Consider the following 16102-nt stretch of genomic DNA (forward strand, 5'->3'; position numbering starts at 1 on the left):
CGAGCGTCCGCCGCCGATGAAGCCGCAACGAAAGGCGACCAAGCCCAGGCGCACGAGCATCAAGCTCCGCAGAAAAATCGCCGGATGGAGAGACGATTATCTCGCCACAGCTTTGGGCGCTTCAGCCCGTTAACCCGGATTCGGAGCCCTGACTCGGCCCTTCGGTCCCTGCCCCAGCCCCTCGCCAGAACGCGCCGCAGCCGCGAGCGCGGGCTTGCCAGATACATCGTTACACGATATGAATTTGATCGTAGAACGATGCAATTGCTGGCGCGCTCCCGCGTCGGCGATCGCGCCCGTTCGCATCCTGACGGCTCATCGCCGGCGGCCGCCCGTTATTCCCTCTCGAGGCGACCGGTCCGCGGAGAAAAGCGGGATGTGGCGCGCGCCGCCTTCGACCGCCCCGCAGGTCGAAGGCGGCGCGCCTGAAACGACCGAAGAAGGCCCGGACGCCCTCGCGATCGTCGCGAGCGACGTTTCGAGAGGCCCGCAATTGGAGGAAACGACAATGAAAATTCGCCTCGTCTTCACCCTCGTCCTCATTGCCGCAGCGGCCGGCGCCGGCCTCGCCCAGGCGACGCCCCATCGGGTCGGCGACCTCGGCTTCTCGCCGCGGCCGATCGAAAAAGTGAGCTGCGACAATCGCGGCGACGACAAGCAGGCGCACTGCATGGAGAGCTGCGACGAGGTCTGGATCAAGGCGTCGCAGGCCTATAATGGCAATATCGACAAAGCCAAGGTCGAGAAGAAGTCCTGCGAGGCCAAATGCGGCTGCTGAGCCGCTGAGCCGTCGTCGCCTCGGGGGAAGGCTTTCCTTGATCCCTTCGCCGGAATAAGTCACAACAGCCCGCGCTGCGGCCCTGCGCCGCGGCGCGAGTCCTTTTTCCGGAACAGGGTCAAATGGCGGAAATTTTGCGCGTCGGCGTCGCGGGCTTGGGCACGGTGGGCGCTTCGGTCGTGCGGCTGCTGCAGAGGCAGGCGCAAGCGCTGGCGGCGCGCACGGGGCGCGAGATCGTCGTCACGGCGGTTTCCGCCCGCGACAAGGGCAAGGACCGCGGCGTCGACCTCGCCGGCGCGACCTTCTATGACGATCCGATCGCCCTCGCCGCCTCCGACGGCATAGATCTTTTCGTCGAGCTGATCGGCGGGTCCGAAGGACCGGCGCGCGTCAGCGTCGAGACCGCGCTCGCCAAGGGCAAGTCGGTCGTCACCGCCAATAAGGCGCTGCTCTCCGCCCATGGCTCGGCGCTGGCCGAGCTGGCCGAAAGCCGCCATGTCGCGCTCGCCTTCGAGGCCTCGGTGGCCGGCGGCATCCCCATCGTCAAGACGCTGCGCGAAGGCCTCGCCGGCAATTCGATCGAGCGCGTCTATGGCATTCTCAACGGCACCTGCAATTACATCCTCTCGCGCATGGAGGCCGAGCGCCTCTCCTTCGAGGAATGTCTGAAGGAGGCGCAGCGCTTGGGCTACGCCGAGGCGGACCCGACCTTCGACATAGGCGGTTTCGACACGGCGCATAAGCTGTCGATTCTCGCCTCCCTCGCTTTCGGCGCGCGCATCGCGCCCGAGGCGGTCGAGATAGAAGGCATAGAGCGCGTCACCTTGGCCGATATTGACGCGGCCGGGGAGCTGGGCTTCCGCATCAAGCTGCTCGGCGTCGCCCAACGCACGGCGCAGGGCATAGAGCAGCGCGTGCATCCCACAATGGTGCGCAAGACCACCGCCATCGCCCAGGTGATGGGCGTCACCAACGCCGTCACCATAGACGCCGACGCCGTGCATGAGCTGACCTTGGTCGGTCCCGGCGCCGGCGGCGACGCCACCGCCTCCGCCGTCGTCGCCGATATCGCCGATATCGCCAAAGGCGTGCGCTCGGCTCCCTTCGGCCTGCCGAGCGCCTCGCTGCGCAAGCTCGAGCGCGCCCCGGCGGCGCTGCACGAGGGCGGCTATTACATCCGCCTCGCCGTGCCGGATGTGCCGGGCGCCTTCGCCGCCATCGCCACGGCCATGGCCGAGCGCAAAATCTCGCTCGAGAGCATCATGCAGCATGGCGCGCGCGCGGCGCGGCGCAGCGGCGCCGCCCATGTGGGCGCGCAAGTCGGGGTGATCCTCATCACCCATGCGACGACAGAACGTCTGGTGCGCGAAGCGCTCGACGCCATCTACGCCGACGGCGTCATCGCCGAGCCGGCGCAGGTCATCCGCATCGAGCGCGAATAGCGCATCGCCGGAGAAAAATGCATGGCGCGCCCCGCATCGGCCGCAGAAAAATCCCTCGATCGCAATCTGACCCTCGAGCTCGCCCGCGTCACCGAGCGGGCGGCCGTGGCGGCGGCGCGCTGGCGCGGGCGCGGCGATGAGATGGCCGCCGATCAAGCCGCCGTCGACGCCATGCGCAGCGAATTGGGCCGGCTGGCGATTCGCGGTCGCGTCGTCATCGGCGAGGGCGAGCGCGACTCGGCGCCCATGCTGTTCATCGGCGAGGAAGTGGGCGCTGGCGGCGGCCCGCGCGTCGATCTCGCCGTGGCGCCGCTCGAGGGCTCGACGCTCTGCGCCAAGGATATGGCGGGCGCGATCTCCATCGTCGCCATCGCCGCGGCCGGCTCGCTGCTCTATGCGCCGGATGTCTATATGGACAAGATCGCCATCGGCCCCGGCTATCCGCCGGGCGTCGTCGATCTCGACAATGAGCCGGGCGCCAATATCGCCGCCCTCGCCGCGGCCAAGGGCGTCGCGGCGCAGGACGTCACTATCTGCATTCTGGACCGGCCCCGCCACGCCGAGCTGATCGCGCGTTGCCGCGCGGCGGGCGCATGCGTGCGGCTCATCAGCGACGGCGATGTGGCGGGAATCATCTTCACCGCCCAGCCGGCGGAGACGGGCGTCGACATGTATCTCGGCGCCGGCGGCGCGCCGGAGGGCGTGCTGGCGGCCGGCGTGCTGCGCTGCGTCGGCGGCCAGATGCAGGGCCGCCTCGTGCTCGACAGCCCGGCCAAGACGGCGCGCGCGGCGGAAATGGGCGTGCGCGATCCGCGCAAGAAATATGAGCTGGAGGAGCTGGCCTCCGGCGATGTGGTGGTCTGCGCGACCGGCGTCACCGACGGGCCGCTGCTGTTCGGCGTGGTCTTCGACAGGGAAGCGATCGAGACGGAGACGCTGGTCTACCGCTCCTCCACCGGCACGGTCCGGCGCATTCGCGCCCTGCATCGCGCGAGCGGCAAGTTCGAGGCCGAATGACATTCGCGGCGGCCGCGCGCGACGAGCCTTTGTTCATGTCCGGCGGAACATGAAAAGACTCGTCGCGATCGACGAGACTTCGGCGTTGGAAACGCGATCAAAACAAATGCCTGGAGTCTTTCCGTGTTTCAATGAAACACGGAAAGACTCTAGCCCCTCCCGGCGGGAAAGGCGTTGCGCAGGCTCCGCTGGAGCGTGCGAACGGATACGCCCAGCTCTTCCGCCACCTCCTGCATCTGCGTCTTCTCATGTCGTATAGCCTCGAAAGCGTCGGCGATCTGATCGGGGCTGAGCGATTTCGGCCGACCTAGCGTGCAGCCGCGCGCACGCGCGGCGGAGAGCCCCGCCCGCGTTCTTTCGCTGATGAGGGAGCGCTCGAACTCGGCCAGCGCCGCCATCATATGGAACATCAGCCGGCCGCCCGACGAGGTCGTGTTGATGTTCTCCGTCAGAGACTGAAAATCGATCCCTCGCTTGCCGAGCTGATCCATCAACGCGACGAGAGCCGGCAAAGACCGGCCGAGCCGGTCCAGGCGCCAGACGATCAAAGTGTCGCCGGACTTCAAATTTCGTATCGCCTTCTCCAGACCCACGCGACCGAAATCAAGTCCTGACCGTCCGTGATCTGTAAAAATTTCATCACATCCTACCTTTTCTAAGGCTTCGATCTGCAGATCGAGTTTTTGCTCGTCTGTGGATACTCGCGCATAGCCGACGATCATTATTTGTTCTCGTGTCTCGATGCCAAAACGGCGCTTCTACGTCGTAAAGAATCGGTTTTCATCTACCAAACCATCTCGTTGCGAGACAGAAAGGCTTGACAAAATCGGTCCTTTCTTTCCCGCGCCTTGAAATATGCGCTCGGTTAAAATAATCCTGTAATTACAATGCTAACATGCGCACGATGTCACAGGATTTTTACGCGCTACTTATGGTCACAAAGGACCGTTTATGCCGCGAATCCGGGAGTTTGACGCTGCGACCAGGCGCCGACGCGGAGAGGAAAAAATCTCTTCTTTTTCTTCGGCCTTCGGCCGCGACGAGCTCGCGGTCCCGGACGAGCGGGCGCGCCCGCGCGATCTCGAGGCCGCGGACATCCGCGTGTCGGACACGGTCACGGGAATGATGATCGCCGCTGTCTCCGGCGCGGTTATCGGGCTTCTGGCCGCCGGAGGACCGTTTGCCGCCGCGCTGGTCTTTCTGGCGGCCCTTGTCGGCGTCTACGCGGGCTGGCAGGCGCGAGGAGACGCCTGATGTCGGGCCGCTCCACAGGCGCCTGCGCCGGCGCATCGCCCTTCGGACGGCGCGGACCGCGTCGTGACGAAGTTTCGAAGAGCCGCCGATACGGCGACGATCCGAGCATGTATCGACGCGTCAGGCTGCGGGCGCTCGGCGCGGAGCTGACGTTCGTCTACGCCGCCGACTTCCAGGGCCTCGCGCCGCAATTTCTGGTGCGGTTCGACGAAGACGGGCCCTATCTCTCCATCGGCGATCCCGTCGCATTTTCGCTGGCGTCGAAAGGCGAGCCGATGGGAGCGGATCGACGCAAACGCCCGCGCATCCCGACAGACGGGGCGGAACGGAGCCGACTCCTGCTGATCGCCGGAGAGGAGGAGGCGATCGACCGCGCCGCCGCCCGGCCTGCGCAGCAGCACGGGCAAATTCCGCTCGACACAGCGGATATAGCCGTGGACATGCTCATCGGCTATTCGATCGAGGCCGTCGAACGACGGCTCGTCCTGCGCACATTGCGCCGCTTCAACGGCGATTATCGACAGACCGCCTTCGCTCTGGGCCTGACGACGCAAGAATTGTCGGCGAAACTTCTGGCGCTGCTCTACGCGGACTCATCCTCGATCGCAGAATGACGCCGAATAGCGATCTTCGCCGCGCGGATGCCGTTTTTGGCGACGACCCGCGGCGGCGAAGCGAAAACTCAATATTTGCGGCCAGTCTCGAGCTGGGTCTTGGCGTCGAGCGGCTTCTTCGGCGGCGGGGTCAAATCGGGCTGCGACTGAGCCGCGCAGGCGGCGAGGGAGAGAGCGAGCAGAATGGCGGCGAACGGACGAAGAGAGCGCATCTTTTGGCTTCCGTCGATGGGGTGGAAAACGCCGAGGATTTCGCGGCGCAACAGGACTTGAGCTAGGCTATTGAGGCCAGAATGTGGCCATGAGCGCGACTATAGCTATTTTCTGAGACTTTTTGTTTTTTCACGCGCTATCTGGTCTCAGGGACGCGCCGGCGCTGGCCTGCCGGCTCGCGACGCCGTAAAGCAGAGCGACAATGACTCCCGCCGCACAAGTCTCCGCCGCCATTGAAATCCTCGCCGAGCTCGCCGAGCGCCGCCGTCCGGCCGCCGATGCGATCAAGGATTGGGGACTTTCGCACCGATTCGCCGGCTCCAAGGACCGCGCGTCCATATCGAGCCTCGTGTTCGACGCGCTGCGCAAGCGCGCCTCGGCCGCGTTCCTGATGGGCGACGAATCGCCTCGCGCCGTCGTCATCGGCGCGCTGCGCGAATCGCACGCACTTTCCATCGAGGAGATCGCGGCGCTGTTTTCCGGCGAGGGCCACGCCCCCGCTTCGCTCACGGCCGAGGAGCGCGAGCGCCTCGCTACGGCGACGCTCGAAGGCGCGCCGGCGCATATTCTCGGCGACTATCCAGAATGGCTGGCCGAGCGCTTCGACGCCGCCTTCGGCGCGGCCGCCGCCGAGGAGGGCCGCGCTCTCGCCGCGCGCGCGCCGATCGATCTGCGCGCCAATATTTTGAAGGCCTCGCGCGAGGACGCGCTGCGCCGTCTCGCGCATCTTTCGCCGGAGCCGACGCCTTTGTCGCCGCTCGGCCTGCGCATCGCGCCGCCGACCAAGGGGCGCGGCCCGGCGCTGACGGCCGAGCCGGCCTATGTCAAAGGCCTGGTCGAGCCGCAGGACGAAGGCTCGCAGATCGCCGCCCTGCTCTGCGCCGCCGAGCCCGGCGAGCAGGTTCTGGATCTCTGCGCCGGCGGCGGCGGCAAGACGCTGGCCCTCGCCGGACAGATGCACAATCGCGGGCAGATCTACGCCTTCGACGACGACGGCCGGCGCCTCACCCCCATCTATCCGCGCCTCGAGCGGGCCGGCGCGCGCAATGTGCAGGTCCGCGCCCCGCGCGGGAAGGCGGATGTGCTCGCCGATCTCGAGGCGCGCTGCGGCCTCGTGCTGATCGACGCGCCCTGCACCGGAACCGGAACCTGGCGGCGCCACCCGGACGCCAAATGGCGCCTCGCCCCCGGCGCGCTAGAGGAGCGCATCGCCGAGCAGCAGGAGCTGCTGGACAAGGCCCCGCGCTTCGTGAAGGCGGGCGGGCGCGTAGTCTATGTGACCTGCTCACTGCTGATCGACGAGAATGAGGCGCAGATCGCGTGCTTTCTCGAAGGACATGCGGATTTTTCCGCCGTTCCGGCCGAGGAGGCGGCGGCCAAGGCCGGGCTGCCGGAGCTCGCGCAATTCGCCTCGCCGCATGGGGCGGGGTTTCGGCTGACGCCGCACACGGCGGGGACCGATGGATTCTATGTGTGCGTGCTGAAGCGCGGGTGAATAACGAAATTTGTCAAAGCTCGTTATTGCGCTATCTTAGGCCAAAGAGACCTTTGTCCCCGAGCGACCCCCATGAATGTGAGCCTCACCCCAGAGCTCGAGCAGCTGGTGCATCAGAAGGTGCAGACCGGCCGCTACACCTCTGCGAGCGAAGTGGTGCGCGAAGCGCTGCGCCTGATGGAGGAGCGCGATCGGCTGGAGGCCTGGCGCAAGGATGAGATCCGCGCGCAGATCGCGGCGGGCCTCGAGTCGCTGCGGGCCGGAAAAGGCGAGGATGGCGAGGACGTGTTCCATCGGCTGGAAGCGGAGATCGACGCCGAGGAGCGGCGCGGCGCCGAGTGAGCCGCTTTCGCCTTTCGCCGGAAGCCCAGAGCGATCTCGAGGCCATAAGGCGCTATCTGACCCGCAAAGGCGGGCCGACGCTCGCCCGGCATGTCCTGGGGGAAATACGTCGCGCGCTGCGCGTCGTCGCCGAGAGCCCGGGGATAGGGCACAGAAGAGAGGACCTCACCAACGAGAATGTGAAGTTTTGGCCGGTCTTTTCCTATTTGATCGTCTATGAGCCGTCGATGCGTCCAATTGGAATCGTGCGCGTCATTCATGGGGCGCAGGACGCCGAGACGATGTTTTCCGAGAAACCTCCGCAAATGTGAGCAGTCCTCGCAGACAGGGCCTTCGCCTTTCGCCGGCCGGGTCGCAACATCCCGAGGGGCGCGCCGCGCTCTTGCGCATTGCCGACGACGAGGGGTAGTCACTACGTCTCGCGAGCCCCCACACACGAAAGACCAGCATGACCGCCACTGAGAGCTTCCATCACGACATCGCCGATCGCCACGACAAGCTGCTGATCGTCGATTTCGGCTCGCAGGTGACGCAGCTCATCGCGCGGCGCGTGCGCGAGGCGGGCGTCTATTGCGAGATCGCGCCCTTCCAAAACGCCGAGCGCGCCTTCGCCGAAATCCGCCCCAAGGCGGTCATCCTCTCCGGCGGCCCCTGCTCCGTCACCGAGGACGGCTCGCCGCGCGCGCCGCAGAGCATTTTCGACGCGAAAATCCCCGTGCTCGCCATTTGCTATGGCGAGCAGCTGCTGGCTGCGCAATTGGGCGGCGCCGTGGAGGGCGGCCATCATCGCGAATTCGGCCGCGCCGAGATCGGCGTCGTCGAGGAGAGCCCGCTCTTTGCCGGCGTATGGGAAAAGGGCGCGCGCTATCCCGTATGGATGAGCCATGGCGACCGCGTCACCCGCCTGCCGGAAGGCTTTCACGTCATCGCCGCCTCTGAGAACGCCCCTATGGGCGCGATCGCCGACGAGGCGCGCCGCTATTACGGCGTGCAATTCCATCTCGAGGTCGCGCATACGCCGGACGGCGCCAAGCTCATCTCCAATTTCGTGCATAAGGTCGCGGGACTGAAATCCGATTGGACCATGTCGGCCTTTCGAGGCGAGGCGATCGAGGCCGTGCGCAAGCAGGTCGGCGCCAGCCGCGTGCTCTGCGGGCTCTCGGGCGGCGTCGATTCCGCCGTGGCCGCCGTGCTGATCCATGAGGCGATCGGCGATGCGCTGACTTGCGTCTTCGTCGATCATGGATTGCTGCGCGGCGGCGAGGCGGAGGAGGTCGTCACCCTCTTCCGCGATCACTACAACATCCCGCTCGTGCATGTGGAGGCGCAGGAGCTGTTCCTGCAAGCGCTGGAAGGCGTCGAGGACCCGGAGGTCAAGCGCAAGACGATCGGCCGCCTCTTCATCGAGACTTTCGAGGAAGAGGCGAAGAAGATCGCCGCCGACGGGCGCGGCGCGCCGCAATTTCTGGCGCAGGGCACGCTCTATCCGGATGTGATCGAGAGCGTGTCCTTCTCCGGCGGGCCTTCGGTGACGATCAAATCGCATCACAATGTCGGCGGCCTGCCCGAGCGCATGAATATGAAGCTGGTCGAGCCCTTGCGCGAATTGTTCAAGGACGAGGTGCGCGCGCTCGGCCGCGAGCTGGGTCTGCCGGAGGCTTTCGTCGGCCGCCACCCCTTCCCCGGCCCCGGCCTCGCCATCCGCTGCCCCGGCGGGATCAGCCGCGAGAAGCTGGAGATTTTGTGCAAGGCGGACGCCATCTATCTCGACGAGATCCGCAAGGCCGGTCTCTATGACGTGATCTGGCAGGCCTTCGCCGTGCTGCTGCCGGTGCGCACAGTGGGCGTGATGGGCGACGGCCGCAGCTACGACCATGTCTGCGCCCTGCGCGCGGTGACGAGCACCGACGGAATGACGGCGGATTTCTATCCTTTCGACATGGCGTTTCTCGGCCGGGCGGCGACGCGCATCATCAATGAGGTGCGCGGGGTGAATCGCGTGGTCTATGACGTAACCAGCAAGCCGCCGGGGACGATCGAGTGGGAGTGAGGGCTTCGAGCCGCTACGATCATTCGACCGCAGGGATCGCCGCCTCGCGAGCCCGCGCCGCCTCCACAGAAGAGCGCGCGGCAATCCGCGCGACATAGGCGCCGATCTTCGGCCAACGCCCGAGATCGATCGAGAAGCGCGGCATCCAGCCGAGCACAGTGAAGAGATAGGCGTCGGCGACCGTGAAAACCCCGCCCATCAGAAACGGACGGTCCGCCAATGCCGAATCGAGCCAATCGAAACGCTTGGACAGTCGCGCCTCGAAGAACTCTCGCGCCGCCTTCGGCAACGCCTGATCGAACAAAGGGCTCGAACCGGCGTGAAGCTCGCTGGCGATGAAGTTGAGCCATTCCTGAAGACGCACGCGCTCCAATTCGCCGTTCGGCGGCGCGAGCCCCGCCTCCGGTTTCAGATCGGCGAGAAATTGGAGAATCGCCGGCGCTTCGGTCAGCGTCGCGCCACAATCCAGGCGGAGCGCGGCGACATAGCCTTTCGGATTGACCGTCCAGAAATCGCCGCCCTCCGACGTCCTCTTGGTTCGATTGTTCACCCGTACCAGCTCGTAGGGCAACCCCAGCTCCTGCAACGCTATATGCGGCGCGAAAGAGCAGGCGCCGGCGGCAAAATACAGCTTCATCCGGACATCTCCGTCGAAGAAGGACGCGGGCATGTTGACATGACGCAGGGAAGAAGAAAAATTACGGAATAAGATTTCTCATATAAGCAGCTCTAATATGAAGCTGACACAGCTCCGCGGCCTGATCGCCATAGCAGAATCCGGCAGCATCACCGACGCGGCCGCAGCGATCGGCGTCACGCAGTCCGGCCTGAGCCAGGCGCTCGCGGCGCTGGAGGAGAGTCTCGGCGTCAAATTATTGGTGAGGAAAGCAAACGGAATCGAGCTGACGGCGTTCGGAGAACGCGTTCTCGAGCACGCCCGCGCGGCCTTCACTCATGTGGAGGCGATCCGCCGAGAAGCGGCGATTGCGGCCGGGGAGCCGTTCGGCGCGCTCCGCATCGCCGCCTTCCCCAGCGTGTTCGCGACCTTTCTGCCGCCCCTGCTCCGGCGCTTCCGCACGCTCCACCCCGACATAGACGTGATCGCGCTCGAGACGGATGATCAGGAGGTCGAGATCTGGCTCGACGAGGGATCGGTGGACATCGGCGTCGTATTGAATCCGCCGCCAGAGAGAAACACGATCGCGGTTGGGCGGGACGCCTGGGTCTGCGTTCTGCCCGCTTCTCATCGTCTGGCGCGACGTGGATCATCCGTGTCGCTCGCCGAACTGACGGCGGAGCCTTTCGTGCTCGCGACCGGAGGATGCCATGTCCATGCGCGCACGCTCGCCGAACATGCCGGCTTGTCTTTGACGAATATCCGAATGGAGGTGCGCGACTGGACGAGCGCCATTGCCCTCGTCCGCGAAGGCGTCGGTGTCGGCCTCGCGCCCGAGTCGACCTTACCGGAAAAGCGGAAGGGCTTACGTGTCGCGCGGCTCGATCCGCCGCTCTACCGCGAATTCGGCCTGGCCGCGGCGTCGGGACGCACGCCATCGCGCGCCGCGCGGCTCTTCATGGATCTACTGCAGGCAAAAACGGGAGCCTGCAGCCCCCTCACATCCCCGTGACGACCGGCTCCCCGGCCTTCTGCCAGCCGATGATGCCGCCGCCGAAATGCGTGCTCACGTCGCGGCGGCCGAAGAGGCGGGCCTGCTCCATGGCGTTCACCGAGCGCTTGCCGGAGCGGCAATAGACCACGACCTTCTGGCCCTCGGCCGGAGCCGGAATCTTGCTCGGATCGAAGACGGACAGCGGCACGAACAAAGCGCCGTCGATATGGCCCTGGGCGTATTCGTCCGCCTCGCGCACATCGACCAGAATGATCGATTTGTCGGCGATGCCGCTCTTCAAATCCTCGAGGCTGATCTCGTTATACCACTCGGCCATGTCGTCTTCCCAAAATCTCTGCGCCGCCGCACGATCTGCTCTCGCGCCGCAGCCGCAAAGGCTCGGGCAGGCGGCTTGAAGCGTCGCGCGGACGCGTTAGGTGGCAAGCCCTCGGGGGCGCTGTTTCCGCCATTTGACACAGGAGGTCTACAAATGTCCAGGAATGCATCGCTCGCGGCCGCGGTCGCACTCGCCGTCGCGTCCTCGCCCGCTTTCGCCGAAGTGCAGATGTTCAAGGGCGATCTCTCCGGCGGAGCGGAAACTCCGCCGAGCGCGAGCAAAGGCGTCGGCTCCATCGCCGTGACGCTGGACCCGAAGACACGGAAAATCAGCTGGAAGGGCTATTTTGTCGGTCTCGAGGGCCAGGAGCTGAAGGCGCATTTCCATGGGCCCGCCAAGGCCGGCGAGAAAGCCGCGCCGGTGCTGCCGGTCGAGGCCTTGGAAGAGACATTCCAGGGCTCGGCGACGCTCGACGCCAAGCAGGTCAAGCAACTCGAAGACGGCCAATGGTATTTCAACATCCATTCGGCCAAGCATCCGGAAGGCGAGCTGCGCGGGCAACTGAACCGCGTGCGGTGACCGATGGCGCGCCCATTTGCGCCTATTGCGGATTTTCCAGGCTGAAGGCCTGCGCGCCTTCGTCATAGGCGAAAATCTCGCCATAGCGGCCCCAGGTGGTGACGCTGCGCAGCGTCATCTCCGCATAGTCCTCGCTCATGTAATCCTCGAGCTCCTCGCGGAAGCGCGTGGCGGGCGCGTAATGCGACGGCCGCTCGTCCAGCACGCGGCGGATGCGCTGCGCCAGCGGCACATAAGCGAGCAAATGGTCGCCGAACAGCTTCTTGCGCTGGTCGACGTCCATCTCCGCGAAGCGCTTGCCGGCCGTCGTCAGCCTTATATCGCCCTCGGCGAGCTCGGCGAAGCGCAGCAGCTGCAGCGTCTCGGCGACGGGGAAGAGCTCGTCGATCTCGAGCTGCAGGCTGTCGGCGAGCGTCGGCAGATCGGCCTTGCCGTCATAAGGCGGCGCCGCCACCTCCTCGATCATGCCGGCCAGCGTGTTGGTCGAGACGGTGGGCAGCGCCATGCCGAGGCCGAGGCCCGGGAAGGTCGACTCCCGCATCTTCGCCGGCTCGGCGCGGCGCGTCATCAGCGCATAGATCTGGTCGACGAGCTGGCGGAACTCCGGATCGAGCCGATTGCGCGGATGCGCCAGCGTCACGCGGATTTCCGCGGCGATGCGGCCGGGATTGGAGGAGAGCACCACGATGCGGTCGCACATCAGCACCGCCTCCTCGATGTTGTGCGTGACCATCAGTATGGATTTGATGGGCATCCGGCCTTCCACCCACAGATCGAGGAGATCGGTGCGCAAGGTTTCCGCGGTCAGCACGTCGAGCGCCGAGAAAGGCTCGTCCATCAAGAGAATATTGGGCGCGACGACGAGCGCGCGCGCAAAGCCGACGCGCTGGCGCATACCGCCGGAAATCTCCTTGGGAAAAGCGTTCTCGAAGCCGTCGAGGCCGATGATGTCGATCGCCTTCAGCGCGCGGCGGCGGGCGTCCGCCTCGCGCACGCCTTTGGCGCGCAGGCCGAGCTCCACATTGGCGAGCACGGAGAGCCAGGGAAACAGGGCGAAGCTCTGAAACACCATGGCGACGCCATCGACCGGGCCGGCCACTTTCTCGCCGCGATAGAGAACCTCGCCGCCGGTCGGCCGCGCCAGGCCGGAGACGATGCGCAGCAGCGAGGATTTGCCGCAGCCGGAACGTCCGAGCAGGCCGACGATCTCGCCGTCGTCGAGCCGCAGCGAGATATCGTCGAGAACGATCGGGCCTTTTTCGCCGGAAGAGCGGCCATAGGCCTGGAAGACATTGCGGAGCTCGAGCAGAGGCGCTTTCGTCGCGGACATGGCGGAACCCTTCAGGACAGGCGCAGGCGCCGTTCGACGAAGCCGAACAATTGGCGCCAGAAGAGACGGTTGAACAATATGACGACGACGCTCATCAGCGAGACGCCGAGCACGATCTTCGGATAGTCGCCGGCCGCGGTCGCCGCGGCGATATAGGCGCCTATGCCCTGCGCCTCGATCGTGTCGTCGCCCCATTTCACATATTCGGCGACGATGGCGGCGTTCCACGAGCCGCCCGAGGCGGTGAGCGCGCCGGTCACGTAATAGGGGAAGATCGCCGGCAGAATGACGTTCTTCCACCAGGCGAAGCCGCGAATGCCGAAATTGGCGGAGACCTCGCGGAGATCGTTCGGGAAAGCCGAGGCGCCGGCGATGACATTGAACAATATGTACCATTGCGTGCCGAAGATGATCAGCAGCGACAGCCATATGTCGGGATCGAGCCGGAAGGTGAGAATGCCGACGACCGCTATGGGGAAAAGGACATTCGCCGGAAAGGCCGCCAGAAATTGCGCCAGCGGCTGGATTTTCTCGGCGATGCGCGGACGCAGGCCCACAAAGACGCCGATCGGAACCCAGACCAGCGTGGCGAGCGCGATCAGCACGACGACGCGGATCAGCGTGTAGAAGGTCAGCAGCAGCGCATGGCGGAACTCCTCGAGGCTCACCGCGCTGCGCAGAAATTCGAACACCAGCGACAGCGAATAGAGCAGCGCCGCGCCGACGGCCGCGAACCATACGACATCGAAGACCACCGCCCCGCGGCGGCTCTCCGGCAGGCGCGGCGCCGCGTAGGGCAAGGCCATTTTCCACAGCGAGGCGCGGCGCAGCAGCGAAGCCGGCCAGGCGGCGGCGGCGCGCAGCCAGCGCGTGCGCACGAAGAGATCGCGCACCCAGCTTTCGGCTTCGTCCTGCGAGGCCGACAGCTCGACGCGGAACTTGCCCGAGAAGGCGACGATAGGCCGAAACAGCAATTGGTCATAGGCCAGAATGATGAGCGCCACCGCGACCACCGCCGCCACGACGCAATCGATGCGCTTGCTCTCGATCGCCAGAGCGAGATAGGAGCCGACGCCCGGCAGGCGGACATTGACGTCGCCGACGGTGATCGCCTCCGAGGCGACGACGAAGAACCAGCCGCCGGACATGGACATCATCATGTTCCAGATGAGGCCCGGCATCGCGAAGGGCGCCTCGAGCTGCCAGAATTTCTGCCAAGGCGTGAGGCCGAAGCCCTTGGCCACCTCGTCGAGATCGCGCGGCACGGTGCGCAGCGACTGGTGGAAGGAGAAGGCCATGTTCCAAGCCTGGCTGGTGAAGATGGCGAAGATCGCCGCGCCCTCCGCCCCGAGCGTCGAGCCGGGGAAGAGGCCGAGAAAGAACGTCACCGTGAAGGAGAGAAAGCCGAGCACCGGCACCGACTGAAGCACATCGAGCAGCGGCACCAGAATCATCTCGGCGCGCCGGCTCTTGGCGGCGAGCGTGGCGTAGACCAGCGTGAAGAGCAGCGAGAAGCCGATCGCCGCGAACATGCGCAGCGTCGTGCGCAGTCCGTAATAGGGCAGCTCCCAATAATCGAGCGACAATTGCGCCGTCTCCGGCGCCTCGAGCGGCAGCGCCATGCCGCGCCAGCCCAGCGCGGCGAGCGCGAAAACGCCGAGGACGAGCGCGAGAGCGACGAAATCCCACAGATTGGGCAGAGTGCGGCGGCCGAGCGAGGTGAGCGCGACGAAACGATTCAGCATGATCGAAGGCTTTCGGCGAAGCGAGGCGCAGGGATGGCCGGCGGCTGGGGCTCCGGCGGGACAGCATGTCGCACAGCCGGATATCGCCGTCATCTCCGCAGAGACGGAAAAAGCCACGCGCCGCCGTCCAATGGCCAAGCCTTATGACAATTGCGTGTCGCCGCCGGGCGGGATCGCCGAAAATCGGCGCCGGGCCGGCGCGAGCGCGATCACCGCGTCCCCATCGGCGCGGCGCGGGACTCGCGGCGGGCCTCGCCCTTGGGCAGGGAGCCGGTCGGCGCGGGATCGATGCGCGCGCCGTCGAGCCGGTCGAGCCGCTGCTCGATCTGCTCCAGCCGCGCGGCGCCGAAATCGCGCGCCGTCTCCAGCGCGCGCAGCCGCACGCCGGCGCGCAGCGCCTCCTCGTCGTGGCGAAGCGATTCGATCAGCGCGCGCGTCGCCCGCGCCTCGTCGAGCAAGCGGGCGATCTCGCGACGCTGCTCGATCCCGAAGGAGACTTCGGGCTTCCAGTCGAGCGCCTTGGCGAGGGTCTGGCCGTCTATGCTCTGCGCGGCCTGCAGCGCGGTCTTGACGCCGGTGCGCGAGCCGAGAAAAAAGCCGGCCGCCGCGCCCGCGCAGACGGACACGACGATGACGCCGAGAATCCGAAGGCCATTGGGCCGCGAAGGGGGCGCTAGGCGGCGCGCCGCTGCCGTCCACATGAAGGACCTCCTGAGCGACGCCGAGGCGATGTCTCAGTGGCCCGAGTGTCCGCGCCCATGGTTAACGGCGCGTTAAACGCGCATGGCCGCCGGCGCGAGACGCGTCCGACGGCCGGAACGATGCGCGTCGAAGCGCTTCGTCAGCGCTTCATGGCGCGATGCGGAATGTCGCTATAGGGCGCTATGCCATGGCCGCCGACCGAGGAGCGCCACTGCTGCGACCGCCCCTGATTATCGGAGCGGCCCTGACTGGAGGAGGAGCGGCCCTGGATCGCCGAGCGCCCCTGCGATCCGCTCTGGCCGGCCATGCGCGCCTTGCCGGAGGCCGCGCCGGATTTGGAATATTTCTGAGACGTCGCCGAGGAGCGACCTTTCGTCGCCTTGGAGGCGCGCGCGCCCAGATAGTCCTGATAACGAGCCTTGGCGATATCTGAGGCCGCGCCGGCGGCGAGCGCCGGAACCGCCGAGGGCAGCGCCAGCGCCGGAGCCGTCATCGCCGGTAGAGAGATGGCGAGCAATCCGAGCGCGACCGCGCCCATGGTCAGATTCGTGAGGTTCATATGCACACTCCCGTATCGCGAGCCAGCGCCCGCGG

19 protein-coding genes are annotated in these 16102 nt (G+C 66.1%); 11 read left to right on the forward strand and 8 right to left on the reverse strand.

All coding sequences use genetic code 11. The annotated features are described in order from the left end of the window. The first annotated feature begins 508 nt into the window (after window positions 1–508). The 3 genes from FMZ75_RS17405 to glpX all read left to right on the forward strand — a co-directional run bounded on the left by FMZ75_RS17405 (window position 509) and on the right by glpX (window position 3237). Window positions 509–778 (forward strand): hypothetical protein, encoded by a 270-nt coding sequence (locus tag FMZ75_RS17405; protein WP_024880376.1) that lies wholly within the window; start codon window positions 509–511, stop codon window positions 776–778. 122 nt (window positions 779–900) lie between these two features. Then, entirely contained in the window at window positions 901–2220 is a 1320-nt protein-coding gene (locus FMZ75_RS17410; RefSeq protein ID WP_166144645.1) for a homoserine dehydrogenase, read from the forward strand. Window positions 2221–2241: 21 nt separating this feature from the next. Then, window positions 2242–3237 (forward strand): class II fructose-bisphosphatase, encoded by a 996-nt coding sequence (gene glpX / locus FMZ75_RS17415; protein ID WP_166144648.1) that lies wholly within the window; start codon window positions 2242–2244, stop codon window positions 3235–3237. A 149-nt stretch (window positions 3238–3386) separates the two neighbouring features. On the opposite strand, the gene FMZ75_RS17420 is transcribed toward glpX, so the two are convergent. Continuing rightward, entirely contained in the window at window positions 3387–3959 is a 573-nt protein-coding gene (locus FMZ75_RS17420) for a recombinase family protein (protein WP_142864296.1), read from the reverse strand. A gap of 379 nt (window positions 3960–4338) precedes the next feature. Between FMZ75_RS17420 and FMZ75_RS17425 the strand changes: the two genes are divergently transcribed. Next, a complete protein-coding gene (locus FMZ75_RS17425; protein ID WP_166144652.1) occupies window positions 4339–4491 on the forward strand; it encodes a hypothetical protein in 153 nt (50 codons plus the stop codon). Between the two features lie 107 nt (window positions 4492–4598). Next, complete coding sequence (locus tag FMZ75_RS17430) at window positions 4599–5105, forward strand: hypothetical protein (protein ID WP_166144655.1); 507 nt, start codon at window positions 4599–4601, stop codon at window positions 5103–5105. A gap of 68 nt (window positions 5106–5173) precedes the next feature. On the opposite strand, the gene FMZ75_RS17435 is transcribed toward FMZ75_RS17430, so the two are convergent. After that, complete coding sequence (locus FMZ75_RS17435; protein WP_018266023.1) at window positions 5174–5317, reverse strand: hypothetical protein; 144 nt, start codon at window positions 5315–5317, stop codon at window positions 5174–5176. 203 nt (window positions 5318–5520) lie between these two features. Between FMZ75_RS17435 and FMZ75_RS17440 the strand changes: the two genes are divergently transcribed. The 4 genes from FMZ75_RS17440 (at window position 5521) to guaA (ending at window position 9205) form a co-directional block, all read left to right on the forward strand. Beyond that, complete coding sequence (locus FMZ75_RS17440) at window positions 5521–6813, forward strand: RsmB/NOP family class I SAM-dependent RNA methyltransferase (RefSeq protein ID WP_166144658.1); 1293 nt, start codon at window positions 5521–5523, stop codon at window positions 6811–6813. A gap of 72 nt (window positions 6814–6885) precedes the next feature. After that, the gene (locus tag FMZ75_RS17445) at window positions 6886–7155 is read left to right on the forward strand and encodes a type II toxin-antitoxin system ParD family antitoxin (protein ID WP_166144661.1); all 270 of its coding nucleotides are present in this window, start codon (window positions 6886–6888) and stop codon (window positions 7153–7155) included. Continuing rightward, the gene (locus FMZ75_RS17450) at window positions 7152–7466 is read left to right on the forward strand and encodes a type II toxin-antitoxin system RelE/ParE family toxin (protein ID WP_166144664.1); all 315 of its coding nucleotides are present in this window, start codon (window positions 7152–7154) and stop codon (window positions 7464–7466) included. The genes FMZ75_RS17445 and FMZ75_RS17450 overlap by 4 nt, the downstream gene beginning before the upstream one ends. A gap of 137 nt (window positions 7467–7603) precedes the next feature. Next, on the forward strand, window positions 7604–9205 hold the full coding sequence (guaA, locus tag FMZ75_RS17455) for a glutamine-hydrolyzing GMP synthase (RefSeq protein WP_166144667.1): 1602 nt from the start codon (window positions 7604–7606) through the stop codon (window positions 9203–9205). Window positions 9206–9224: 19 nt separating this feature from the next. Here the strand turns inward: guaA and gstA are convergent, their stop codons facing one another. Then, window positions 9225–9842, reverse strand: a complete 618-nt coding sequence (gstA, locus tag FMZ75_RS17460; RefSeq protein ID WP_108917391.1) for a glutathione transferase GstA — start codon at window positions 9840–9842, stop codon at window positions 9225–9227. Window positions 9843–9939: 97 nt separating this feature from the next. Here gstA and FMZ75_RS17465 point away from each other — a divergent pair, with 97 nt between their 5' ends. Then, the gene (locus FMZ75_RS17465; protein WP_166144670.1) at window positions 9940–10833 is read left to right on the forward strand and encodes a LysR family transcriptional regulator; all 894 of its coding nucleotides are present in this window, start codon (window positions 9940–9942) and stop codon (window positions 10831–10833) included. On the opposite strand, the gene FMZ75_RS17470 is transcribed toward FMZ75_RS17465, so the two are convergent. After that, window positions 10820–11152: a rhodanese-like domain-containing protein gene (locus FMZ75_RS17470; RefSeq protein ID WP_166144673.1), complete on the reverse strand. Its 333-nt coding sequence runs from the start codon at window positions 11150–11152 to the stop codon at window positions 10820–10822. The genes FMZ75_RS17465 and FMZ75_RS17470 overlap by 14 nt on opposite strands. A 153-nt stretch (window positions 11153–11305) precedes the next feature. Here FMZ75_RS17470 and FMZ75_RS17475 point away from each other — a divergent pair, with 153 nt between their 5' ends. After that, a complete protein-coding gene (locus FMZ75_RS17475) occupies window positions 11306–11731 on the forward strand; it encodes a CHRD domain-containing protein (RefSeq protein ID WP_108917388.1) in 426 nt (141 codons plus the stop codon). A 22-nt stretch (window positions 11732–11753) separates the two neighbouring features. Here the strand turns inward: FMZ75_RS17475 and FMZ75_RS17480 are convergent, their stop codons facing one another. The 4 genes from FMZ75_RS17480 to FMZ75_RS17495 all read right to left on the reverse strand — a co-directional run bounded on the left by FMZ75_RS17480 (window position 11754) and on the right by FMZ75_RS17495 (window position 16067). Then, window positions 11754–13061 carry an AAA-associated domain-containing protein gene (locus tag FMZ75_RS17480; RefSeq protein WP_108917387.1) on the reverse strand — a complete coding sequence of 436 codons (1308 nt, stop codon included), beginning with the start codon at window positions 13059–13061 and terminating at the stop codon, window positions 11754–11756. 11 nt (window positions 13062–13072) lie between these two features. Beyond that, entirely contained in the window at window positions 13073–14806 is a 1734-nt protein-coding gene (locus FMZ75_RS17485; RefSeq protein ID WP_166144676.1) for an ABC transporter permease subunit, read from the reverse strand. Between the two features lie 209 nt (window positions 14807–15015). Then, the gene (locus FMZ75_RS17490) at window positions 15016–15507 is read right to left on the reverse strand and encodes a hypothetical protein (RefSeq protein WP_108917385.1); all 492 of its coding nucleotides are present in this window, start codon (window positions 15505–15507) and stop codon (window positions 15016–15018) included. 140 nt (window positions 15508–15647) lie between these two features. Beyond that, a complete protein-coding gene (locus tag FMZ75_RS17495) occupies window positions 15648–16067 on the reverse strand; it encodes a hypothetical protein (RefSeq protein ID WP_166144679.1) in 420 nt (139 codons plus the stop codon). Window positions 16068–16102: the final 35 nt, after the last annotated feature.

It is taken from the genome of Methylosinus sp. RM1 (assembly GCF_011378635.1).
Lineage (GTDB): Bacteria > Pseudomonadota > Alphaproteobacteria > Rhizobiales > Beijerinckiaceae > Methylosinus > Methylosinus sporium.